General features: G+C 58.0%; 23 protein-coding genes and 1 pseudogene. 16 read left to right on the top strand and 8 right to left on the bottom strand.

Features of this window, described 5'->3' with window-relative positions; all coding sequences use genetic code 11:
• Window positions 1-15 precede the first annotated feature (15 nt).
• The 7 genes from J7394_RS12945 (at window position 16) to J7394_RS12915 (ending at window position 4,994) form a co-directional block, all read left to right on the top strand.
• Window positions 16-504: an OmpH family outer membrane protein gene (locus J7394_RS12945; protein ID WP_247748208.1), complete on the top strand. Its 489-nt coding sequence runs from the start codon at window positions 16-18 to the stop codon at window positions 502-504.
• A gap of 75 nt (window positions 505-579) precedes the next feature.
• Complete coding sequence (fabZ, locus tag J7394_RS12940) at window positions 580-1,053, top strand: 3-hydroxyacyl-ACP dehydratase FabZ (RefSeq protein ID WP_170373767.1); 474 nt, start codon at window positions 580-582, stop codon at window positions 1,051-1,053.
• Window positions 1,050-1,835, top strand: coding sequence for an acyl-ACP--UDP-N-acetylglucosamine O-acyltransferase (lpxA, locus tag J7394_RS12935; protein WP_170458277.1), 786 nt, complete (start codon window positions 1,050-1,052; stop codon window positions 1,833-1,835). Before fabZ ends, lpxA begins: the two co-directional genes overlap by 4 nt.
• A 4-nt stretch (window positions 1,836-1,839) precedes the next feature.
• Window positions 1,840-2,634 (top strand): LpxI family protein, encoded by a 795-nt coding sequence (locus J7394_RS12930; RefSeq protein ID WP_209253595.1) that lies wholly within the window; start codon window positions 1,840-1,842, stop codon window positions 2,632-2,634.
• A complete protein-coding gene (lpxB, locus tag J7394_RS12925) occupies window positions 2,634-3,800 on the top strand; it encodes a lipid-A-disaccharide synthase (RefSeq protein ID WP_209253594.1) in 1,167 nt (388 codons plus the stop codon). The genes J7394_RS12930 and lpxB overlap by 1 nt, the downstream gene beginning before the upstream one ends.
• Window positions 3,793-4,368, top strand: coding sequence for a hypothetical protein (locus J7394_RS12920; RefSeq protein WP_209253593.1), 576 nt, complete (start codon window positions 3,793-3,795; stop codon window positions 4,366-4,368). Before lpxB ends, J7394_RS12920 begins: the two co-directional genes overlap by 8 nt.
• 80 nt (window positions 4,369-4,448) lie before the next feature.
• Window positions 4,449-4,994: a carboxymuconolactone decarboxylase family protein gene (locus J7394_RS12915; protein WP_209253592.1), complete on the top strand. Its 546-nt coding sequence runs from the start codon at window positions 4,449-4,451 to the stop codon at window positions 4,992-4,994.
• Here J7394_RS12915 and mnmA read toward each other — a convergent pair.
• Window positions 4,991-6,136 (bottom strand): tRNA 2-thiouridine(34) synthase MnmA, encoded by a 1,146-nt coding sequence (gene mnmA / locus J7394_RS12910; RefSeq protein ID WP_209253591.1) that lies wholly within the window; start codon window positions 6,134-6,136, stop codon window positions 4,991-4,993. The two genes, J7394_RS12915 and mnmA, sit on opposite strands and share 4 nt — an antisense overlap.
• A 127-nt stretch (window positions 6,137-6,263) precedes the next feature.
• Here mnmA and J7394_RS12905 point away from each other — a divergent pair, with 127 nt between their 5' ends.
• The 5 genes from J7394_RS12905 to J7394_RS23030 all read left to right on the top strand — a co-directional run bounded on the left by J7394_RS12905 (window position 6,264) and on the right by J7394_RS23030 (window position 12,059).
• The gene (locus J7394_RS12905; RefSeq protein WP_209253590.1) at window positions 6,264-6,557 is read left to right on the top strand and encodes a DUF1153 domain-containing protein; all 294 of its coding nucleotides are present in this window, start codon (window positions 6,264-6,266) and stop codon (window positions 6,555-6,557) included.
• An 84-nt stretch (window positions 6,558-6,641) separates the two neighbouring features.
• Entirely contained in the window at window positions 6,642-7,358 is a 717-nt protein-coding gene (gene ctrA, locus J7394_RS12900; RefSeq protein WP_170479360.1) for a response regulator transcription factor CtrA, read from the top strand.
• 125 nt (window positions 7,359-7,483) lie between these two features.
• Window positions 7,484-9,736 (top strand): NAD-dependent DNA ligase LigA, encoded by a 2,253-nt coding sequence (gene ligA / locus J7394_RS12895; RefSeq protein WP_209253589.1) that lies wholly within the window; start codon window positions 7,484-7,486, stop codon window positions 9,734-9,736.
• Window positions 9,733-11,823, top strand: a complete 2,091-nt coding sequence (recG, locus tag J7394_RS12890) for an ATP-dependent DNA helicase RecG (RefSeq protein ID WP_209253588.1) — start codon at window positions 9,733-9,735, stop codon at window positions 11,821-11,823. Before ligA ends, recG begins: the two co-directional genes overlap by 4 nt.
• Window positions 11,824-11,936: 113 nt before the next feature.
• Entirely contained in the window at window positions 11,937-12,059 is a 123-nt protein-coding gene (locus J7394_RS23030; protein WP_256439826.1) for a hypothetical protein, read from the top strand.
• 185 nt (window positions 12,060-12,244) lie between these two features.
• On the opposite strand, the gene J7394_RS12885 is transcribed toward J7394_RS23030, so the two are convergent.
• Together J7394_RS12885 and J7394_RS12880 are read right to left on the bottom strand one after the other, a co-directional pair.
• The gene (locus tag J7394_RS12885) at window positions 12,245-12,883 is read right to left on the bottom strand and encodes a MarC family protein (protein WP_209253586.1); all 639 of its coding nucleotides are present in this window, start codon (window positions 12,881-12,883) and stop codon (window positions 12,245-12,247) included.
• 59 nt (window positions 12,884-12,942) lie between these two features.
• Window positions 12,943-13,395 carry an iron-sulfur cluster assembly scaffold protein gene (locus tag J7394_RS12880; protein ID WP_209253584.1) on the bottom strand — a complete coding sequence of 151 codons (453 nt, stop codon included), beginning with the start codon at window positions 13,393-13,395 and terminating at the stop codon, window positions 12,943-12,945.
• A gap of 48 nt (window positions 13,396-13,443) precedes the next feature.
• On the opposite strand from J7394_RS12880, the gene hisI reads away from it, so the two are divergent.
• Window positions 13,444-13,833 (top strand): phosphoribosyl-AMP cyclohydrolase, encoded by a 390-nt coding sequence (gene hisI, locus J7394_RS12875; protein ID WP_209253581.1) that lies wholly within the window; start codon window positions 13,444-13,446, stop codon window positions 13,831-13,833.
• A gap of 56 nt (window positions 13,834-13,889) precedes the next feature.
• Here the strand turns inward: hisI and gluQRS are convergent, their stop codons facing one another.
• From gluQRS to J7394_RS12855, 4 genes and pseudogenes are all read right to left on the bottom strand, one after another.
• Complete coding sequence (gene gluQRS / locus J7394_RS12870) at window positions 13,890-14,759, bottom strand: tRNA glutamyl-Q(34) synthetase GluQRS (RefSeq protein WP_209253578.1); 870 nt, start codon at window positions 14,757-14,759, stop codon at window positions 13,890-13,892.
• A complete protein-coding gene (locus J7394_RS12865) occupies window positions 14,756-15,370 on the bottom strand; it encodes a class I SAM-dependent methyltransferase (RefSeq protein WP_209253576.1) in 615 nt (204 codons plus the stop codon). Before J7394_RS12865 ends, gluQRS begins: the two co-directional genes overlap by 4 nt.
• A 37-nt stretch (window positions 15,371-15,407) precedes the next feature.
• On the bottom strand, window positions 15,408-16,748 hold the full coding sequence (gene trmFO / locus J7394_RS12860) for a methylenetetrahydrofolate--tRNA-(uracil(54)-C(5))-methyltransferase (FADH(2)-oxidizing) TrmFO (protein WP_209253574.1): 1,341 nt from the start codon (window positions 16,746-16,748) through the stop codon (window positions 15,408-15,410).
• A gap of 256 nt (window positions 16,749-17,004) precedes the next feature.
• Window positions 17,005-17,799, bottom strand: a pseudogene (locus tag J7394_RS12855) (enoyl-CoA hydratase); the annotation flags it as partial.
• A 49-nt stretch (window positions 17,800-17,848) separates the two neighbouring features.
• On the opposite strand from J7394_RS12855, the gene J7394_RS12850 reads away from it, so the two are divergent.
• Window positions 17,849-18,292, top strand: coding sequence for a PaaI family thioesterase (locus J7394_RS12850; protein ID WP_170458244.1), 444 nt, complete (start codon window positions 17,849-17,851; stop codon window positions 18,290-18,292).
• Window positions 18,293-18,355: 63 nt separating this feature from the next.
• Here the strand turns inward: J7394_RS12850 and J7394_RS12845 are convergent, their stop codons facing one another.
• On the bottom strand, window positions 18,356-18,583 hold the full coding sequence (locus J7394_RS12845) for a DUF1127 domain-containing protein (protein WP_170373748.1): 228 nt from the start codon (window positions 18,581-18,583) through the stop codon (window positions 18,356-18,358).
• 99 nt (window positions 18,584-18,682) lie between these two features.
• On the opposite strand from J7394_RS12845, the gene J7394_RS12840 reads away from it, so the two are divergent.
• Together J7394_RS12840 and J7394_RS12835 are read left to right on the top strand one after the other, a co-directional pair.
• Window positions 18,683-20,086 (top strand): PLP-dependent aminotransferase family protein, encoded by a 1,404-nt coding sequence (locus tag J7394_RS12840; RefSeq protein WP_209253570.1) that lies wholly within the window; start codon window positions 18,683-18,685, stop codon window positions 20,084-20,086.
• Between the two features lie 136 nt (window positions 20,087-20,222).
• Entirely contained in the window at window positions 20,223-21,020 is a 798-nt protein-coding gene (locus tag J7394_RS12835; RefSeq protein ID WP_209253568.1) for a DUF3800 domain-containing protein, read from the top strand.
• Window positions 21,021-21,039: the final 19 nt, after the last annotated feature.

Genomic DNA, 21,039 nt, shown 5'->3' with positions numbered 1-21,039 from the left:
GGGGCGTCGCAACAATTGGGTGTACGTGACCCACTTGTTCTGACGATCGCAAGCGACCGGTTGTTCGCGGATTCGGCCTTCGGTCAGCGTGTTTTGACCGAGATCGAGTCTGAAGGGGCACAGCTTGCGGAAGAGAATGAGCGGATCGTCGCGGAACTCAGTGCCGAAGAGAAAGACCTGACTCAGAAGCGCGCCGAGTTGGCCCCAGAGGATTTCCGCCCTTTGGCGCAGGCCTTCGACGAAAAGGTGCAATCGCATCGCGACGGCCAGCGCGCCAAACTGGACGCCTTGGCCCGGCGCAGCGAAGAAAGCCGCCAGACGTTTTATGCCCTGGCGCAGCCCGTTCTGATCGAACTGATGCGCGAGACGGGGGCCGCCGTGGTGCTGGAACGCGCGAATGTATTCCTCAGCGCTGACACTTCCGACATCACTGATGAAGCGATTGCCCGTATCAATGCCGCAATCGGCGATGGAACCGGCCTTCAGGACGGCTCAGGCGAATAGGTTCGCTTGCCCTCAGGGGCCGGTATTGCTAACCACGCGGAAACTGACACATCCAAATAACGGGACGATTGAACGATGACGACGGAAACAAAAAGCGCCGACATTCAGCTGATTCAGCGGATATTGCCGCATCGCTATCCGTTTCTGCTGGTCGATAAGGTGGTCGACATCGATGGCTATCAATCGGCCCGTGGCATCAAAAATGTCACCATGAACGAGCCTCATTTCCAGGGCCACTTCCCCGGAACACCGATCATGCCGGGCGTGACCATTGTTGAGGCGATGGCGCAGACCTCGGGCGTGATGTTGGGTGTCGGCATGGATGTCATTGATACAGAGCTGCTGATCTATTTCATGAGCATCGACAAATGCAAATTCCGCCGCAAGGTGGTGCCGGGTGACGTGCTGGAGATGCATGTCGAAACCCTGCGCGGCAAGAAGGGCGGCAAGCTGTTCAAGTTCAATGGACGCGCGACCGTTGATGGTGAGGTCGCAGCCGAAGCCGAATTCTCGGCCTACGTGGATTGGGACATGGAAAAAACGACATGAGCGGCATTCACCCAAGCGCAATCATCGAAGACGGTGCGCAGATCGGTCAGGACTGTGTGATTGGTCCGTTCTGCTACGTGGGTCCTCAGGTCAAACTGGGCGACCGGGTCGAGCTGAAGACGCATGTGGTCGTCACGGGTGATACTACGGTCGGCGACGATACTGTCATCTTTAACTTCTCGGTGATCGGAGAGATCCCGCAGGATCTGAAATTCGGCGGCGAGAATACAAGGCTTGAGATCGGCCAGCGCAACCGCATCCGCGAGCATGTGACCATCAACACCGGCACCGAAGGCGGTGGTGGTGTGACACGGATCGGTGACGATTGCCTGTTCATGGCCGGAGTTCACGTGGCCCATGACGTTCAGATTGGCAACCGTGTGATCATGGTGAACCACGCGGGCGCGGCGGGGCATTGTATTGTCGAAGATGATGTGATTGTTGGCGGAATCTCGGGCTTGCATCAGTGGGTCCGTGTCGGTCGCGGTGCCATCATCGGTGCACTGACCATGGTGCCCAATGACGTTATTCCCTACGGTCTGGTGCAAGCGCCGCGTGGCGAGTTGGACGGGTTGAACCTTGTCGGCCTGAAGCGGCGCGGTGTATCGCGTGAGGATATCTCGGCTCTGCGGGCGGCGTTCAAGGAACTGTCCGGCGGCGAGGGGACCTTTCAGGAACGCGCTCATCGCGCAGGCGAGGGGACCGACAGCGAATATGTTCAGCGCATTGTCGAGTTCGTCACCGGTCAATCAGATCGCTCGTTCCTGACGCCGAGGAAGTAATCAAATGCTGGCTTTGATCGCAGGGACAGGTGTTCTGCCGGAGGCTGTCGTGGGCGCTCTGCCAGACCGTCCGTTGGTCTGCGCGATGGAGGGTTTCGAGCCCGAGAGCCTGACTGTAGACGTCGTTTTCCGTCTGGAGCAGCTCGGCAGCTTTCTCGCAGATCTCAAGGCGCGCGGCGTGACACAGATCTGCATGGCGGGCGCGGTGCAGCGGCCTAAAGTCGATCCCGCGCGGATTGATGCCGCTACGATGCCTTTGGTGCCGATTATTCAAAAGGCAATGATGTCGGGTGACGATGGCGCTTTACGCGCTGTGATCGGTATCTTTGAAGATGCGGGCCTGGTCGTCAAAGCCGCGCATGAGATCGCACCTGATCTGCTGCCTCCGCTGGGATGCCTGACCGAGGCGCACCCGTCCGAGGGTGATCTGGCAGATGCCGACCGCGCCGTTGGTATTCTGCGCGCGATGGGCAGCGCCGATATAGGACAGGCCTGCGCCGTCTCCAAAGGGCAGGCTCTGGCGGTTGAGAGCATTTTTGGCACTGCGTGGATGTTGCAATCGCTGACCCAGCGCCCGGATGCGGGCGGAGGCGTTCTGTTCAAAGGTCCGAAACCAGATCAGGATCGCCGCGTTGATCTGCCTGCCATCGGTCCGGAGACCGTCACTGATGCGGTGGCCGCCGGTCTGACGGGCATCGTTATCGAAAAAGGCGGGGTGATGGTGCTGCGACGGGATCATGTTGTCGCCGAGTGCAACCGCCTTGGCCTGTTCCTCTTTGTCCGCGAGCGGGCCGTCTGATGCGCGTTTTTCTGGTCGCCGGGGAACCTTCGGGCGATCGGCTGGGCGGCGCGTTGATGGAGGGCCTAAAGGCGCTGGTCCCTGATGTCTCGTTTGACGGGGTTGGCGGGCCGCTGATGCAGGCTCAGGGTCTGAACAGCCGCTTTCCCATGTCCGAACTCAGCGTCATGGGGTTGGTCGAAGTTCTGCCCAAGTTCTTCCACCTCAAACGCCGGATATCTGAGACGGCACAGGCGGTGTTGAACACCCAACCAGATGTTCTGATCACCATCGACAGCCCGGATTTCTCGCTGCGTGTGGCCAAACTGGTCAAGGAGAGCGGTGACATTCGCACTGTTCACTATGTCGCCCCCAGCGTGTGGGCCTGGCGTCCGGGTCGTGCCGACAAGATGGCCAAGGTGATCGACCATGTGCTGGCGCTGCTTCCTTTCGAGCCGCCCTACATGGAACGCGCGGGGATGGAGTGCGATTTTGTCGGCCATCCGGTCGCCAGCGAGCCGCAGGTGACGGAGGCGGATATCAAGGCCTTCCGTGATGCCTATGATCTGGGGGATGCGCCGCTGTTGCTGGCTCTGCCGGGGTCACGTCGGGGCGAGGTCGACCGGCTTGCACCTGTCTTTGGCGAGGCGCTCTCGCTCTACCTGAAACCCCGCCCCGAAACACGGGTTGTAGTGCCAGCGGTGGCCCATATGGTCGACACCGTGACCGAACATTTACGCAGCTGGCCCGGATCGCCTGTGGTGGTTGATCCACGTGATTTGCCCTCGGATCAGGCGGTGGCGCAAAAGCGAGCGGCCTTTGCGGCTGCGGATCTGGCATTGGCAGCGTCAGGGACTGTGTCGCTGGAACTGGCGGCGCAAGCTGTGCCAATGGTGATTGCGTATAACCTCAACTGGCTGACAACTCTGATTGCCAAGCGGATGGTGCATCTGGACACGGTGACGCTGGTCAATCTGGTCTCGGACACGCGGACAGTGCCCGAGTGTCTGCTGGACGATTGCCAGCCCGACCAGATCGCCGAAGCCTTGGCGAATGTCGCCGCGAACCCGGAAGCGCAACGTGAGGCCATGGCGGTCACGATGGATCGTCTGGGCCGCGGCGGTGAGGCACCGGGCCTGCGCGCCGCCAGGGCCGTGTTGGCCCGGATGACCAAAGCTGATGCTTGAGTATCTGCTTTTTTCGATCTCGGCCGGGGTTGTGATGGTGTCGACCAATCTCGACAATTTGGCCGTGTTGTTGGGGTTGATGCTGGTGATGGATCACCGCCGCTCGTTGATGGGGTTTGCCGTCGCGCATGGGCTTGTCCTGTGCCTGTCCTTGGCCGTCGCAACAGGCCTGAGCCAGAGCGGACTGCCAGAGTGGATCGGGTATCTTGGGATTGTTCCATTGGCTCTGGGTCTGCGCGGTATCTGGCACCAGATTTCAGGCGTTGAGCAGACAGACGACACCCCAAGTGGCGCGGTGACCTCGGTCGTGACACTGTTTCTCAGCCTCTCGGTCGATACATTCGCCGTGATGACGCCCTTGCTGGCAGATTCCAGCCCCGCGTTCCGGTTGGCCGCGCTTATAGGTGCGGCTTGCGCTTCGGCAGGTTTGGCAGCCGTTGCTGCCTGGGGCGCGCCTCATGCGCAGAAATTGGGTCCACGGGTCACTCGGCTCGAGAGGATCGCGCCCTATATCATGGTCTGTGTCGGACTCTACATCCTGCTGAACTCGCCGACCGATATCCTCTGATCTGTGTCGGTGTTGTGAACGAAGCAGCGTTGCAGTTGGACCTGCGGCTTGCGATACCCTGCGGCAGAAGGAGAACCCTTATGACCCGTATTCCCGCTTTGACCGACGATGACATGACACCGGCCGCGCGTGCTGCGCATGCGGAATTGGACGCATATGGGCCGTTCGACAATTGGGCGCGGATGGCGGCGCATTGCCCTCCGGTTCTGGAGCATGTCAGCGGGATGCTCACCACTTTGCGCGCGCAGGCGACCCTTCCACGCCGCGCGTTGGAGCTGGCGATGGTCACCGTCTCCAAACTGAACGCCTGCGACTATTGCGTGTCGCATCACACGCCCTTGCTGACTGTGGCGGGTCTCAGCGCGGAAGGCGCAGCGCGGTTACCGGAGGTCGAAGATCACCCCGAGCTGGACGCCTGTGACAGGGCAGTGGTCCGCTATGCCGAAGCAGTGACCACCCGTTCAGGCCGGATGCGCGATGCTGAGGTCTTGGACCTGAAAGAGTGGTTCACTGACGCACAGATCGTTGAGCTGACATGGCGCATTACCCTATGCGGGGCGTTCAATCGGTTCAACGATGCGCTTCAGATCCAGATCGAACCCGAGGTTACGCCGGTCTCGGCCTAGTAGCCGCGCCAAATCCAGCCGCCGCCAAAAATGCGACTGCTGTTTGGGTCGTAGAACACGCAGGCCTGACCGGGCGATATCCCTTCCTCAGGTGTCAGCAATTCGACCTCGGCCGTAGTTTCAGACAATGGCCGAATGATCGCCTCGCGCGGGGGGCGGGTCGAGCGAACTTTGACCGACACATGCCATTCGTCGCGTGACGTGAAGGGTTCATCGCCCAGCCAGTTGATCTCGCGCACGGGAACCGTTCGCGTGGCCAGCATCTCTTTCGGGCCGACAACGACCTGTTTCTTGTCGACATCCAGTTTCACCACGTAGAGCGGCTCGCTCAGGCCTCCGATACCCAACCCGCGGCGCTGTCCGATCGTGTAGTGGATCACGCCGTTATGCTGCGCCAGAACGCGGCCATCGGCATGGACAATCTCACCCGGTTCAGCTGCACCGGGGCGCAGCTTTTCGATAACGCTGGCATAGTTGCCGTTGGGCACAAAGCAGATGTCCTGACTGTCGGGCTTGTCCGCCACCGCCAGCCCGTATTGCGCTGCCATTTCGCGGGTCGCATCCTTCGAGGGCAGGTGCCCCAGAGGGAAGCGCAGGAAATCCAGCTGCTCGGGCGTGGTCGAGAACAGGAAGTAAGACTGATCGCGGTTCGCATCCTCAGCGCTGTGCAACTCGGGTCCATTCGCGCCCATCTTGCGCTGGATATAGTGGCCGGTCGCCATGCAATCAGCTTCCAGGTCTTTGGCGGTTTCCAGAAGGTCCTTGAACTTCACGCGCTCGTTGCAGCGTATACAAGGGACCGGAGTAGCCCCCGCCAGATAACTGTCGGCGAATTCGTCAATTACCGCGTCCTTGAAGATGTTCTCATAATCCAAAACGTAATGCGGGAAACCACGCTCCTCGGCCACACGGCGCGCGTCGTGGATATCGATCCCAGCACAGCACGCACCTTTTTTGGCCAGCGCCGCACCGTGGTCGTACAGCTGCAGCGTGACGCCCACGACATCATAGCCCTGATCCGCCAGATACGCAGCCACGACCGAGCTGTCGACGCCGCCCGACATAGCAACCACCACCCGTGTTTCCGAGGGTGGTTTGGCAAAGCCAAGCGAATTGAGTTGGGTCTCGGCGGCGAGGGCCATGGCGATTCCGTTCGGGTTAAGAAAGACCGGCAGAATATAAGAAAATTCTAGACACTCTCAAGGGGCGGTTTCACGCAGCATTAAGTAGGCTGGTGTCAACTTTGTCGCAGCAGAAAAGGGTTGAGAGATGTATTTGCACAAAGTTGAAGGTCCGCGGTCTGTAACCCTGCCGGATGGCACGATTTTGTCGCAGGCCGATCTGCCGCCGCCGGATACGCGGCGCTGGGTGGCATCGCGCAAGATCCTGGTCGTGCGCGGGGTGTTGTATGGCCTGATTACCTTGTCCGAGGCCAAAAAACGCTACGGCATCAGCGATGAAGAATTCAACCTCTGGGTCTCAGCCGTGGCCGAGCATGGCGTTGATGCTCTGAAGGTCACCGCACTAAAAAAATATCGACAACCTAAGGGTGAAAGTGAATAAATGATTCAACGGTAACGCAAGATTAACCATTCTTGGTCAGGTTTATTTTTAATTGGAAGTTTTGACCCGAATTGGAGCAGTGAAATGAGAATACTTCTTGTCGAGGATGATCCGACCACGTCCAAAAGCATCGAATTGATGCTGACGCATGCCAACCTGAACGTGTATGCGACGGACCTTGGGGAAGAAGGGATCGACCTGGCGAAACTCTATGATTACGATCTCATTCTTTTGGACCTGAACCTGCCGGATATGAACGGGCATGAGGTTCTGCGCCAACTGCGTATTGCGCGTGTGGAAACGCCAATTTTGATCCTGTCCGGTGCCGATGACACCGAAAGCAAAATCAAGGGCTTCGGGTTTGGTGCAGACGATTATCTGACCAAACCGTTCCATCGCGAGGAACTGGTGGCCCGTATCCACGCGATTATTCGCCGCTCTAAAGGGCATTCGCAATCAGTGATTCACACCGGTCGGGTGGCGGTCAATCTGGATGCGAAAACCGTCGAGGTTGATGGTCAGACGGTGCATCTGACCGGCAAGGAATACCAGATGCTCGAACTGTTGAGCCTGCGAAAAGGCACAACCCTCACGAAAGAGATGTTCCTCAACCACCTTTACGGCGGCATGGACGAACCCGAGTTGAAGATCATCGACGTGTTTATCTGCAAGCTGCGCAAGAAGCTCAGCAATGCGACGGGCGGAGACAACTACATCGAAACCGTATGGGGGCGCGGCTACGTGTTGCGAGACCCGCAAAGTAATTCTGTTGATGAGACGCGGATGGCGGTCAACGCCTGACGTCCGAAGACACTTGCCACCCATGGTCCAGAGGGTGGCATCTCCACTCACGGCTCAGCACGTCTGGACCTGGCCATGACCTCGCCCTATCACTGAGGTCCAGAATAAAGTGACAGGGCGAGGCCATGAGCAATTCCATCTCGATAGCAGACCTGACAGAGGATGAGGCACGCGCCGAACTTGCGCGCCTTGCAGAATTGCTGTCGCGGGCCAACAGGCTGTATCACGGAGAAGACACGCCGGAGATTTCGGATGCTGAATACGATGCGCTGAAACGGCGAAATGCCGAAATAGAAGAGAAATTTCCGCATCTAAAACGCTCTGACAGTCCAAGTGATCAAGTTGGCGCGCGCCCGGCGGACGGGTTCTCCAAGGTCACGCATGCACAGCGCATGATGTCTTTGGGCAATGCGTTTGATGATGAGGATGTCGCGGATTTCGACCGCTCGATTCGCAAATATCTCGGCCTGTCTGTGGATGCGTCATTGGCTTATACGGCTGAACCCAAGATCGATGGACTGTCGCTGTCCCTGCGGTATGAGCAAGGAAAACTGATCCAAGCCGCCACGCGGGGCGATGGAGAAGTGGGAGAGAATGTGACGGCGAATGCCCGAACGATCTCGGATATTCCGCACATAATCGAAGGCGCCCCGGATATTCTGGAAGTGCGTGGTGAGGTCTACATGTCTCACGCGGATTTCGAATCGCTCAATGAACGTCAGGCTGAGGCTGGCGGCAAACCCTTTTCCAACCCCAGAAATGCGGCGGCCGGTTCGTTGCGACAGCTGGATGCCGAAATCACCCGCGCGCGTCCGCTGAAGTTCTTTGCCTACGCGTGGGGAGAGCTGTCGGCCCCTCTGGCTGAGACGCAAGATGAGGCGATTGAGCGTCTGAAAAGTTATGGGTTCTCGACCAATCCGCTGACACGTTTGTGCAAGACAACGCAGGACATGTTGGCGCACTACCGGTCGATCGAAGAACAGCGCGCGACGCTGGGTTATGATATCGACGGTGTGGTTTACAAGGTGGATGATCTTGGGCTGCAAGCCCGTCTCGGGTTTCGATCAACGACACCCAGATGGGCCATCGCGCATAAATTCCCCGCCGAATTGGCCTGGACCCGGCTGGAAGCAATTGACATTCAGGTCGGTCGCACCGGCGCGCTCAGCCCTGTTGCGCGTTTGCATCCGGTTACGGTTGGCGGAGTTGTCGTGTCGAATGCAACGCTACACAACGAAGACTATATCGCCGGGCGCGATGCCAAGGGTGGCACCATCCGGGATGGCAAGGACATCCGAGAGGGGGACTGGGTGCAGGTCTACCGCGCCGGGGATGTGATCCCCAAGATTGCGGATGTCGACCTTTCGAAACGGCCCGAAGATGCGGTTCCTTATGAATTCCCACATAGGTGCGGGAAGTGTGGAAGTGCGGCGGTGCGCGAAGAAGGTGACGCGGTGCGACGCTGTACGGGTGGCATGATCTGCCCGGCGCAAGCTGTTGAGAAATTGAAGCATTTCGTGTCTCGCAAGGCCTTCGATATAGAAGGCTTGGGCGCAAAACAGATCGAGATGTTCTATGAAGATCCCGTTCTGCCGATCAAAACGCCTGCTGATATCTTCGATTTGGAAGACCGGGACTCGAGCGCTCTGTCCCGTTTGAAAAATCGCGAAGGATGGGGGGACACCTCAGCCAGTAATCTGTTTGCGGCCATTGATGAGAAACGGACCATACCCTTTGCTCGCTTGCTGTTTGGCCTTGGAATCCGCCATGTGGGTGAGGTCGTCGCGCGTGATCTTGCGCTACATTACCGCGACTGGGAGGCGATGTCCCAAGCTGTCGATTCCGCGCGCCCGGCGGCGCTTGCGTATCGCGCCGCGGATCAAGCGGAAGAGGCTGAACGGGTGGCCGCAGACTCGCAAGGGCGTCGGGCACGGATCAAGGAAAGCCGCACCGCCGCCATCGCGGAATTGTCCGTGCCCGAGGAGGCCTCGGCTGCGTGGTCGGATCTGATAGCGGTTGACGGGATCGGTGCGACGGTTGGTTTGGCTCTGTCCGACGCCTTCGCCAATGTAGAGGAGCGACAGGCCTTTGACGCGCTCAAGGCGCATTTGACTGTCGTGCCACCTGATGCGCCGGCCTCAGAAAGCCCGGTGGCGGGCAAGACGGTAGTTTTCACTGGCACGCTGGAAAAGATGACACGCGCCGAAGCCAAGGCGCGGGCCGAGGCGTTGGGGGCCAAAGTCTCAGGGTCGGTCAGTAAGAAAACCGATATTCTGGTTGCGGGGCCGGGCGCTGGTTCGAAGGCCAAAAAGGCGGCAGAGCTGGGGATCGAAACCCTGGATGAGGATAGCTGGTTGCAGCTGATTGAAGGCGCATGAGCGGACGGCCAGAAACTTTGTTTCCCCTGTTTGCAGGGGTCGAAACCTTGGAGGGGGTCGGCCCGAAGACCGCTCAGGCGATGGCGCAGGCCGGGATGGAAAGCCCGCGCGACGTTCTGTTTGGCTTGCCCTATGCCGTGATTGATCGACGCAGGCGCGACACGATCCAAGGGGTTGATCTGCCGTCGACGTTGACGGTTGAGGTGACGGTCGGACCGCATCGCCCATCTCGGAACAGGGGCGGCGCGTATCGGGTCCATGTCGAGGACAGTCAGGCCGATTTCCAATTGGTGTTCTTTCACGCGCGTGGCGACTACCTGAAGAAAGTCCTGCCGGAGGGATCGCGCCGTGTGATCTCGGGCAAGTTGGAACTGTTCGACGGCATGGCGCAGATGGTGCATCCCGATCATATGCTGCCGGTGGATCAGGCTTCGGGCATTCCTGAGTTCGAGCCGGTCTATCATCTGACGCAGGGGATCACGCAAAAGACCATGTTCAAGGCCGTACGTAGCGCTTTGACGCGCGCACCGGTCCTGGCCGAATGGGCTGATCCAGCGCAGATCAGCAGTCAGAACTGGCCTTCATGGCACGCGGCAATTCAGGCTGCACATAACCCTCAAGGCGCGGATGACGTGGCCTCATTCGCCCCGGCGCGCGAGCGTTTGGCTTATGATGAGCTGCTGGCGCATCAGTTGACGCTGGCTCTGGCAAGGCAACGGGAACGCAAAGCACGCGGGATTGTTAGTGTTGGCACAGGCGCGTTGCAATCAAAGGTTCTGGCGAGCCTGCCGTACCGGCCGACTGGAGCACAGACGCGGGCGATAGAGGAAATCGCGGGCGATATGGCCTCGGAATCGCGCATGAATCGGCTGCTCCAGGGTGACGTAGGTGCAGGCAAAACTCTGGTGGCGTTCATGGCTCTGCTGGTCGCGGTCGAGGCCGGAGGGCAGGGTGTCATGATGGCTCCGACCGAGATTCTGGCGCGCCAGCATCTTGAGGGGCTGCGTCCCTTGGCCGAAGAGGCTGGCGTTGTGTTGGAAATCCTGACCGGACGCGACAAGGGGGCCGAGCGTCGGGCCAAGCTGGCTGCTTTGGAGGCTGGCGATATCCAGATACTTGTGGGCACCCATGCGGTGTTCCAGAGTGATGTGGCGTTCAAGGCGCTTCGTCTGGCGATTGTCGACGAACAGCATCGCTTTGGCGTGCGTCAACGGATGGAGTTGTCGGAAAAAGGGCAGGGTGCCGATGTTCTGGTCATGACGGCCACGCCGATCCCACGCAGTCTCGCTTTGGCGCAATATGGCGATATGGATGTCTCGGTTCTGGATGAAAAGCCGCCGGGGCGAAAACCGATCAAGACCGCGATTGTAAGCACGGGACGGATGGAAGAAGTCGTCGCCCATCTGCGCCGCGCCATTGAGGAAGGGCGGCAGTGTTACTGGGTCTGTCCGCTGGTCGACGAATCCGAGGTCTCCGACCTGACAGCGGCGGAAGAGCGGTTCAAACGGCTGCGCGCGATTTTGGGCGAGGACGCCGTAGGTCTGGTCCACGGGCAAATGCCGCCTGCCGAAAAAGATGCCGCCATGACCGCGTTTCAGACGGGTGAAACCAAGGTTCTGGTGGCGACGACCGTGATCGAGGTCGGCGTGAACGTCCCCAATGCCTCAATCATGGTGATCGAACGGGCCGAGATTTTCGGTCTGGCTCAACTGCACCAGTTGCGCGGACGCGTTGGCCGAGGGGATGCGGATTCGACCTGTCTGCTGTTGTATCAGGCGCCTCTCAGTGAGGGTGGTCGCAAACGGTTGGAGGTCCTGCGTGAGACTGAGGACGGCTTTCGCATTTCTGAGACTGACCTACAGATGCGTGGTGCGGGCGATCTGATTGGCACGGCCCAGTCGGGCCTGCCCAAGTTTCGCATTGCGGATCTGGAACGGCAGGCCGGATTGATGGCCGTTGCCCAAACTGATGCACGAGCCTTGCTTAATACCGATCCCAAATTGACCACAGATAGAGGCAAAGCTGCGCGTGTTCTGCTTTGGCTGATGAAACAGGATCAGGCGATCCGTTTGATTTCAGTGGGTTAGCACGAAAGTATCCATAAAGTTCGCAAATGTTCTCAGAAAGTTCTTTACCGACTCGGGGAAATATGAGAACAAAAGGTCAACAAAGGATTAAATCCCTAACCCGGAGGTGACCCATGCTGACCCAGATCAAGACCGTAATCACGCGCTCGCACTCGACCATCTTGCAGGATGCAGCGGGTGTTGCGTCTCTGGTCGTTATGCTGATGGTCGCTCTTCACCTTCCGGTTGGTTTCTAACCCCTTTTGCCTGCGATCTCGTGCCGAATAGCCCGCGCCTGTCATCCCCAGTGAAATCAAGGGTGACCTGCCTGTCCCAAACCCCTTGAGGGGCCATGCCTCGGCCCCGCGCGGTGTCCCGGACCCCACACGAGAAACGCATTGCCTGCCGCCGCCCTTCCCGCCCGGAAGGAGCGGCGGTTTTTTTACAGCTGGCCTGTTTTGATGATTTCCAACATGGCCGACAGAACGGAATTCACCGCGACCGAGGCCAGGATCATCCCCATCACACGGCTGATGATTGCCGCGCCGGAGTGACCGATCAGGCGTATGATCGGTTCGGCCAACAGCATCAGAACAAAGGCGATAAGCACGACCGACAGCATGACCAACGCAGTAATCCCCTGGTCGGCGGCGCTGTAGCGGTGGTTGTCGGTCAGGATCACGATCGCTAGCATCGCACCGGGTGACGCCAGGGATGGTACAGCCAGAGGGAAGATCGCTGGGTTGTGCTTATGGACCTTATCTTCCTTGTCGTCTTCGGCGGCGCGTTGTTCGATCTCCTGTTTGCTTTCGCCAAAGATCATCGTCAGCGCGAACAGGAACAGGATGATCCCTCCGGCGACCTGGAACGAGTTCAGCCCGATATCCAGCGCCTCGATCAGCAATTGTCCGAAGACGAGGAAGAACAGCAGCACCCCGGCGCTGATCAGCGCTGCGAGCATCGCCGTTTTACGCCGTGCAGCGGCTTCGAGGCCCGCGGTGACCGCGATGAAAACGGGGATTGTGCCGATCGGGTCAATGACAACCCACAACGTCACGAAATGTTCGAGCAGGTTGTTCAAGCCCATTCCTCCAAAGAAGTTTGGGTGAAATTAAACAGGTTTAGGCAAAAACACCAAGCTTAAGCGCAGTTCGACTGTTCGGCTTGTTCCATCGCCTCAGCTGTTGCCTCAAGCGCCAGCATGATTGAGGCATGGCGGTTTTTGTATTCACGGGCGGGGATCAGAACCTCAAGCCCGTCAAACGGGGCGTCCGGGGCAGGGCCGTCCTTTTTTAGCATGGCCTTCAGCTGATCTCGGGCGGTTTCAACTTGTGCCCGCGTGGCACCAATCACCGCATCGCCAACCACTGAAGCAGCGGCCTGACCGAGGGCGCAGGCTTTGACGTCCTGCCCGAATTCAGCGACGCGCCCATCTTTCATATTCACGTCGACGGTTACGGTCGATCCGCAAAGCGGCGAGCGTTTCTTGACCGTCGCATCGGGCTGATCCAGCCGATCCAGATGCGGGATATCAGCCGCCAGCGCCAGAATGCGCCCGGAGTACAGCTTTATCAGGTCATTCTCGCCGCTCATGGCTTTCCCTCGTTCCGTGTTCCCCATACATAGTGGTCAGCCCTCGGGATGCAAAAGGTTTTTGTCATGTCTGACACTGTCACGTTCGATCCATCCAATCTCAAATATAACGAAGCCGGGCTGATCCCCGCCATTGCCCAGGATCACGCCTCGGGTGAGGTCCTGATGATGGCCTGGATGAACCAGCAAGCGATTGAGCGCACGTTGGAGACGCGGCGCGTCACCTATTGGTCGCGCTCGCGTCAGGCGTTCTGGATCAAGGGCGAGACGTCCGGCCACATTCAGGAACTTGTTGATTTCCGCTTTGATTGTGACCGGGATTGCATCTTGGTCGTGATCCGTCAGACCGGCGCGGCGTGTCACACCAACCGCCGGACGTGTTTCTACACGGCCGTGCGCGAGGGTGGGGAAGTCGAGTTGATGAAGCCGATGGAGTGAATGGCGCGGGGCGCCATTGCCTTCGGCGAGAGTATTTTTGAAAAGATGAAGCCGGGTCAGAGGCCGGCCATGGTACGGATGTCCTGACGGGTTGCGCCTTCGGCCCTGTATTTAGAAATGGCGCGAGCGTCGTCTCGTTTGGCGAGACGTTTGCCGTTCGGGTCGCGGATCAAGTGGTGGTGCAGGTATTCGGGCGTGGGAAGGCCCAGCAGAGCCTGTAGGAGAACGTGGATACGCGTTGCCTCAAACAGGTCTTGACCGCGAACGACGCGGGTAATCCTCTGCGCTGCATCGTCGAGGACGACGGACAGGTGGTAAGAGGTGCCCATACCTCGGCGGGACAGGACAACATCACCGATCGTTGTTTCCAGTTCGGTTTTGTCGAAGGAAATCCGTCCGGTTTCCCTGTTTGGGCCAGTGCCAAGCTCGAGAAAACTGCTCTGATGTGACAGAACGGATTGTGCCGCCATGGCCATATCAAGCCTCAGGGGCGTGTCTTTAGGTCGTTCTTTTCTGTTTCGGCTGGCTTTATGCCGACAAGTGCCGGGATAAATGATCCCATCCGGCCCGTGCAGAGGAGCCCCTTCCTGAGGGGCGCTGGCCGCTGCGGCGATATCCTTGCGATTGCAGGTGCAAGGATACAAAAGACCTTTCGACCATAGGGTATTGAGGGCCTGTTCGTAGATCTGGATGCGCTCAGATTGCCTCAGAACCGGTGTCGGCCAGCTGAGGCCCAGCCATTCGAGATCTGCGTAGATCTGTTTTTCCCACTGCGGTCGCGCACGGGACTGGTCGATATCCTCGATCCGCAGCAGGAAAGTGCCGCCTTCAGACACAGCCATGTCACTGGCCAGCATCGCCGAATAGGCGTGACCAAGATGCAGGGGACCTGTAGGGGAAGGCGCGAAGCGAGTCGTAAAAGTCACGTCTTTTCGAGTATGTACACGTCAGATTTCATGTTCATTCCGGGCAAATGAGGCCCGTATTCCTTAAACAGCAGGCGCGCGGCCCCCATGTCCAGCCAGTCGTTCAGGCGTGTGGTGTAAGAGTGGTCGGCAAGTGTATGATCGTTAAAAGAGAATGCCAAAAGACCTTCCTTGGGCAGCGCTTGCATGAGGAGGTCCAGAGTTTCAGGCGGTGCTGCTCCGGCACCGATCACTCCGATGGCCGAAATGGTTGAGTAGGCGTCGTGTTCAATGGGTTCGAGATCAGAGATGTCAAAGCCGATCAGCGCCCGATAGACGTTCTTGGCTTTGGCCTCCTCGAGCATATTGGGCGTGGGGTCCATTCCGTCGATCACTTCAAACCCAACTGAGCGTAACGCAACACCAGACAATCCTGTGCCACAGCCATAGTCGAGAATAGGCGTTTGTGCCTCAGGCCTCTTGGACCACAGCGCTTTGGCAACCCGGCCCGGAGTAGCATATCCCTGTTCCGCGACAGAATCCTCATAGGTTGCGGCCCATTTCTGGTAGTGCGCTTGGGTGTCCTGCGGAGATTTCGATCCGTATGTGTCCTTGAAAAACTTGTCACTCATAACTGCATGTTAAGCCGTTGGATCGTCTATCGTCCAGTCAGCTTTGCGCGAGCCACTCCGTCCATTCAGCCTTGGCGCGGTCGGTGTAGGCTTTGTAGCGGTCTTTGCGTCCCCGGCGGCCACCTTTCAGGCCATCCACAGGGCGGAACAGGCCGAAATTGACGTTCATGGGCTGAAACGTCTTGGCCTCGGCGCCGCCGGTGATGTGATGAATCAATGCGCCCATAGCGCTGTCTTGCGGTACCTCGGGCAGGGTGCGGCCCAGAATTTCAGCGGCCGCCATTCGACCTGCCAAAAGCCCCATAGCCGCGCTTTCGACATAGCCTTCGACACCGGTGATCTGACCGGCGAAGCGGATGTTCGGCTTTGATTTCAACCGCATCTGCGCGTCGAGCAAGGTCGGAGAGTTGATGAACGTGTTGCGATGTATTCCGCCAAGACGTGCGAAACTGGCGTTCTCCAGGCCGGGGATCATGCGGAAAACCTCAGCCTGTGCACCGTATTTCATCTTGGTTTGGAACCCCACGATGTTGAACAGCGTGCCAAGCGCGTTGTCGCGGCGCAGCTGCACAACGGCATGAGGTTTCACGTCCGGCTGATGGGGGTTGGTCAGGCCGACGGGTTTCATCGGCCCGTGGCGCAGGGTCTCACGACCCCGTTCTGACATCACCTCGATCGGCAGGCAGCCATCGAAGTAGCCTGCGGTCTCGCCCTCGTGGAACTCGGTTTTATCAGCGGCCAGAAGGGCATCAATGAAAGCCTCGTACTGATCGCGATCCATGGGGCAGTTCAGATAGGCAGTACGCTCTTCCTCGGTCTCGCCTTTGTCATAGCGAGACTGCATCCAGGCTTTGCTCATGTCGATGCTCTCGGCATAGACAATCGGCGCGATGGCATCAAAAAACGCCAGCGCGTCCGAACCGGTTTCGGCTTGGATGGCTTCACCCAGCTTGGCTGAGGTCAGGGGGCCGGTGGCAAAGATCCACTGGCCGTCGTCGGGAAGTGAGGTAACCTCTTCATCCGTCACCGTGATCCGGGGATGCGCGCGCAGTTTAGCGGTGACCGCCTCGGCAAAAGGGTCGCGGTCGACGGCCAGCGCCCCGCCTGCGGGCAGGCGGTGGGCATCGGCGGTCGTCATGATCAAGCCGTTTGCGGCGCGCATCTCCCAATGCAGCAGACCCACGGCGTTTTGCTCATCATCGTCCGAGCGGAACGAGTTGGAGCACACCATCTCGGCCAGATTGCCGGTCTGGTGCGCAAAGGTGCCCACGGTGGGGCGCATTTCGTGGATCACAACATCCACGCCCATTTTCGCCGCCTGCCATGCGGCCTCGGACCCGGCCATGCCGCCGCCCACGATATGCAATGCTTGTGTCATGCGCTGCCACATAGGGCAGAGCCCAAGCAGGCGCAACTGAGCAACCGTCAAATGCTTCAGAATTTAGGGGAGGTCTTGGGGTCGCCGCTGCGGGAATGTCAACGCTAGTGAGAGAAACCAGCTTGGAGGGACCTTCCGCCCACGGCGACCCAAAAGTGTGCTGAAGCCTTAGCCTCGACCCAGCATTGCCACAGTGTTGCCCTTTTGAAAAGTGCAAAAATGACAACAGTGGTGAAAAATGTTCGGAATAATAGCCTTATTGAGACCAATTCGGCGGGCGTTTTTCAATAAACGCAGAAATGCCTTCTTCGGTGTCGCGATGCAGCATATTCTGCACCATTACCTCTCCGGTATAGGCATAGGCCTGATCCAGCGGCATTTGAAGCTGTTGATAAAACGCCTCTTTCCCGATTTTGACGGCGATGCCCAGCTTGTCTGCGATTTGTTCGGCCAAGGCGAGGGCTTGGTCGTTGAGTTGCGTTTCAGGGACAACCCGATTGACTAGCCCCAGTTCCTGCGCGCGTTCGGCTGAGAGGAAACCTCCGGTGGTCAGCATCTCAAATGCCTGCTTTCTGGGAATATTGCGGCTGAGCGCGACCATGGGGGTCGAGCAGAACAGGCCGATATTCACTCCGTTCACCCCAAAGCGCGTGCCCTCGGCAGCGACGGCCAGATCGCAGGTGGCGACCAATTGACAACCGGCGGCTGTGGCAATGCCGTGGACCTGCGCGATAACGGGTTGGGGCAGGGACTGAATCGACATCATCATCTGCGCACAACGGTTAAAGAGGTCTTGGAAATAGACCTTGCCGCCATCCTCGGACTGGCGACCGGCTGTCATCTGTTTCAGATCATGTCCAGCGCAGAAGGCCTTGCCTTCGCCCGACAGAACAACGGCCCGGATCGAGCGATCATCGCGCAGCGCGTCGAACTCGGACTGCAAGGCGGCCAGCATCTCGTCGCTCAGCGCGTTCAGCCTTTCGGGCGCGTTCATGTGCAGCCGCGCGATGGCACCTGTGTCGTTACGTTCCAAAATTGCCATCTTGCCCTCCTGTCGACTGTTGGGCCAACTCTAGGGTGAGAAGTGAAGGAGGGGAAGCATGGGATTGGCGTTAAGCAAAGACGAGCTGTCGCAGTACCTTAAAGAGGTATTCCCACAGGTTCATCGCGATTTCGTGGTTGAGGACCTGACCGAGGAGACGATCACCATGCGCCTTGTGGTCGAGGACCGTCATTTACGCCCCGGTGGTACAGTTTCAGGGCCGTCGATGTTCGGTCTGGCAGATGTTTGCGTCTATGCCATGGTGTTGGCGCGCAAGGGGCGTCAGTCCTTGGCGGTGACGACCAATAGCTCTCTGGACTTTTTGCGCAAACCTGAAGGTGGTAAGGATCTGATCGCTGAATGTCGCTTGCTGAAACTGGGGCGCACTCTGGCGGTTGGCGATGTGTTGATTTACTCGGTCGGGTCAGATCAACCCGTGGCGCGGGCCAGTATGACCTATTCCATCCCACCTGCTGGGTCTTCGGCTGCAAAATTCGGATAAAAAGGGCCGGGGCGAACCCCGGCCAGGGAAGAGGTCCCAAATGAATTTGGGACTGGGGATGGCTTAAAGCTGCCAGAAATAGCGCTTGATTTCGCGGTCGGCTTGCAGACGGGTCAGGCCCACGTCCTTGAGCAACCTGTCATCCAGCTTTCCCAGATTGACGCGACTGCGACGACGGCGTTCCCATTGAGTGACCGCCGCCGCAAACTGCACGGCCAGCACAGCGATCAGCGGCAGCCGGGGGCTGGCGTTCAGCAGTGTAAGGGCGGGCGTGTGCATTGTGCGTGTCATCTCAGTATTCCTTTCAAATTGTATTGACACAAAGTAGCAATGTTCGGTACATGTGTTTGATACATTCGCAATTGTGTCAAATGCAAAGGAAGAATTGTAATGGATACAATTTGGCCGGAGTCGCTGCCGAAATCCAAAGGGCCCAAGTACACCTTAGTGGCTGATACAATACGAAAAGCGATTGAAAGTAAGACGTTAGATATCGGGGCCAAACTGCCCCCTGTGCGCGAACTTGCGTATCGGCTCCAGATCACTCCGGGAACCGTCGCGCGGGCCTATACGATTCTGACCGAAGAGGGTTTGCTACAAGCTGAGGTCGGACGTGGTACATTTGTCGCCCCTCCGAAATCTCCGATTCTGGACGATGTTTGGTCTCGGCAGCTTCATCTAGCCGAAGCTCAGAATGCCAACCACGTCAGCCTGTTCAGCCCGAGGCTTGCGGATATGGGGCAGGTTTCTCTGATCCGCGAGTGTCTAAAGAAAGTCGCGCAGTCCGATCCGGCTTTGTTCATGAACTACCCGACACGCGATGCGTATAAACCCATGCGTCAGGCGGTTGTTGAATGGTTGTCGGACCTGCCGCTCGGCAAATTGAGCGACGACGACATTGTCCTGACACACGGCGGTCAGAACGGCCTGTGCCTTGTATTCCAGACCATTCTGCAGGGTCCCAAACCGATCGTGATGGTCGAAGACCTCTCTTATGCCGGGTTCCGTCGCGCGGCAGAGTTGATGCGGGCCGATGCGGTTGGCATCCGTATGGACAAATGGGGCATCGACCCAGCAGCGATGGAGCATGTCTTGCGCCAGACGCCAGCGCAGGCGGTCTGTGTTTCGCCCGAGGTTCAGAACCCGACCGGGCTGCACACCCCTTTGGAGCGGCGCAAGGAAATCGTGGAAATCGCACGGAAATACGATGTGCAGATCGTTGAGGACGACTGCTACCGGATGGGAGACGCAAAAGAACCCAGTTTCCGCGCGTTGGCCCCCGAGCGGGGATGGCACGTGTCTTCGATCTCGAAAGTGCTGACACCGTCCTTGCGTGTCGGCTTTGCCATTGCGCCCAGGGACCGGAGCGTAGATCTGCGCCGTTCAGCCGAATACGGATATTTTGGCCTGGCACAGCCGCTGGCCGAACTGACCCGGCTGCTGCTCTCTGACCCTCGCACGCGCCAAATCGCGCGGGATGTGCGCTCGCGGATGGGAGAGTATGTGCGGGTAACAGTGAATGCTCTGGGTGGGTTCGATCTAAACTGGGCGCCGGATGTGCCGTTTGTTTGGCTGCATTTGCCGTCAGGTTGGCGGGCTGCTGCTTTCAGTCGCGCGGCTGAGCGCGAAGGAATTCAACTGCGATCTGCGGATGAGTTCGCGCTGCGGGACGGGCGCGCCCCGAATGCGGTGCGCATTGCCATGAACGGGCATGTCTCTCTGCAGCGGTTCGAGGACGCGATGCTCCGTCTACGGGCTTTGCTGGACAATCCGCCCGAGCAAATCAGCGTTTAAAAACAGACACTTTCTTTCTTGTTAAATTGAATTCGAACTAAAGTAAGACTAAAGTTCGAAATTCATGAATACATATTACACTGTTGATAAATCAGCAAATTAACTGAGTTTAATCTGGCTAATGTCGAATCGATCTATGGCGTTACAGGCATTCATTGACGAAAGTTATGCACCTGGCGGCGTGTTTGTTCTCGGTGGCTACGTTTCAAGCGCCGAACGTTGGGCCAAATTCTCACGAGAGTGGGAGCGAGGCCTCAGGAGGTTTGGTGTTCTAGACCACAAGGCAAATAGCTATCACTTTAAATACAATCAAATGGCATCCAATCCGGAACGCCGCGAAAGAATCAAGATCTTTGAAAATATTGTCCATGAGCACGCCATGTTTGGCATCTTCTGCCGCATCAACACAAACGATGTAATAAACGCTGTTCGCAGAATACAAATACCGGCAGCTCAATCCGTCGACTTCGGAAGATTGAAAAACCCTTACCACGTTGCATTTCGTTGTATGATGGACAAGTTTCATTCGTCACGGTCTGAATTCCCGGAAATCGTCCCTGCTACCGAACCCATCGATTTCTTTTTTGACGAACAAGTGGGAGAGCAACGGGCCATTATGGGCTTCTGGGACGAATATATCTGCAACCGCTCCGACAACGTTCGCAACTTGTATGGAAGAAAACCAGTGTTCGGCGACGATAAACAGTTTCTTCCACTTCAAGCCGCTGACCTATTGGCAGGCCTAGTTCGCGAGACCTCGGTTCGCGGTAACTTTGCAGACGCGTTCGCGAAAGATTCTGCAGACAATAAGTCTTTTCCGGTTTTCGGTATTGAATTCAACGAAGATCATCTGGCTGATACGTTCTCAATAATAGTGCGAGATCAAGTTGACGCTCAAGTTTTTGATGTAAAGTGGGGTAGTGTATTGGTTTGATAGAGAAGTCGCGCGATCT

Source organism: Ruegeria sp. R13_0 (assembly GCF_017743995.1).
GTDB lineage: Bacteria > Pseudomonadota > Alphaproteobacteria > Rhodobacterales > Rhodobacteraceae > Ruegeria.
Note: the sequence above shows the minus strand (reverse complement) of the source record. Positions and strands in the feature narration are given on the sequence as shown.

Excerpts from the sequence above, each read along its gene's own strand:
- fabZ (WP_170373767.1), top strand. The coding sequence starts at position 580 with ATGACGACGGAAACAAAAAGCGCCGACATTCAGCTGATTCAGCGGATA.
- lpxA (WP_170458277.1), top strand. The coding sequence starts at position 1,050 with ATGAGCGGCATTCACCCAAGCGCAATCATCGAAGACGGTGCGCAGATC.
- J7394_RS12930 (WP_209253595.1), top strand. The coding sequence starts at position 1,840 with ATGCTGGCTTTGATCGCAGGGACAGGTGTTCTGCCGGAGGCTGTCGTG.
- lpxB (WP_209253594.1), top strand. The coding sequence starts at position 2,634 with ATGCGCGTTTTTCTGGTCGCCGGGGAACCTTCGGGCGATCGGCTGGGC.
- J7394_RS12920 (WP_209253593.1), top strand. The coding sequence starts at position 3,793 with ATGCTTGAGTATCTGCTTTTTTCGATCTCGGCCGGGGTTGTGATGGTG.
- J7394_RS12915 (WP_209253592.1), top strand. The coding sequence starts at position 4,449 with ATGACCCGTATTCCCGCTTTGACCGACGATGACATGACACCGGCCGCG.
- mnmA (WP_209253591.1), bottom strand. The coding sequence starts at position 6,136 with ATGGCCCTCGCCGCCGAGACCCAACTCAATTCGCTTGGCTTTGCCAAA.
- J7394_RS12905 (WP_209253590.1), top strand. The coding sequence starts at position 6,264 with ATGTATTTGCACAAAGTTGAAGGTCCGCGGTCTGTAACCCTGCCGGAT.
- ctrA (WP_170479360.1), top strand. The coding sequence starts at position 6,642 with ATGAGAATACTTCTTGTCGAGGATGATCCGACCACGTCCAAAAGCATC.
- ligA (WP_209253589.1), top strand. The coding sequence starts at position 7,484 with ATGAGCAATTCCATCTCGATAGCAGACCTGACAGAGGATGAGGCACGC.
- recG (WP_209253588.1), top strand. The coding sequence starts at position 9,733 with ATGAGCGGACGGCCAGAAACTTTGTTTCCCCTGTTTGCAGGGGTCGAA.
- J7394_RS23030 (WP_256439826.1), top strand. The coding sequence starts at position 11,937 with ATGCTGACCCAGATCAAGACCGTAATCACGCGCTCGCACTCGACCATC.
- J7394_RS12880 (WP_209253584.1), bottom strand. The coding sequence starts at position 13,395 with ATGAGCGGCGAGAATGACCTGATAAAGCTGTACTCCGGGCGCATTCTG.
- hisI (WP_209253581.1), top strand. The coding sequence starts at position 13,444 with ATGCAAAAGGTTTTTGTCATGTCTGACACTGTCACGTTCGATCCATCC.
- J7394_RS12865 (WP_209253576.1), bottom strand. The coding sequence starts at position 15,370 with ATGAGTGACAAGTTTTTCAAGGACACATACGGATCGAAATCTCCGCAG.
- trmFO (WP_209253574.1), bottom strand. The coding sequence starts at position 16,748 with ATGACACAAGCATTGCATATCGTGGGCGGCGGCATGGCCGGGTCCGAG.
- J7394_RS12850 (WP_170458244.1), top strand. The coding sequence starts at position 17,849 with ATGGGATTGGCGTTAAGCAAAGACGAGCTGTCGCAGTACCTTAAAGAG.
- J7394_RS12845 (WP_170373748.1), bottom strand. The coding sequence starts at position 18,583 with ATGACACGCACAATGCACACGCCCGCCCTTACACTGCTGAACGCCAGC.
- J7394_RS12840 (WP_209253570.1), top strand. The coding sequence starts at position 18,683 with ATGGATACAATTTGGCCGGAGTCGCTGCCGAAATCCAAAGGGCCCAAG.
- J7394_RS12835 (WP_209253568.1), top strand. The coding sequence starts at position 20,223 with ATGGCGTTACAGGCATTCATTGACGAAAGTTATGCACCTGGCGGCGTG.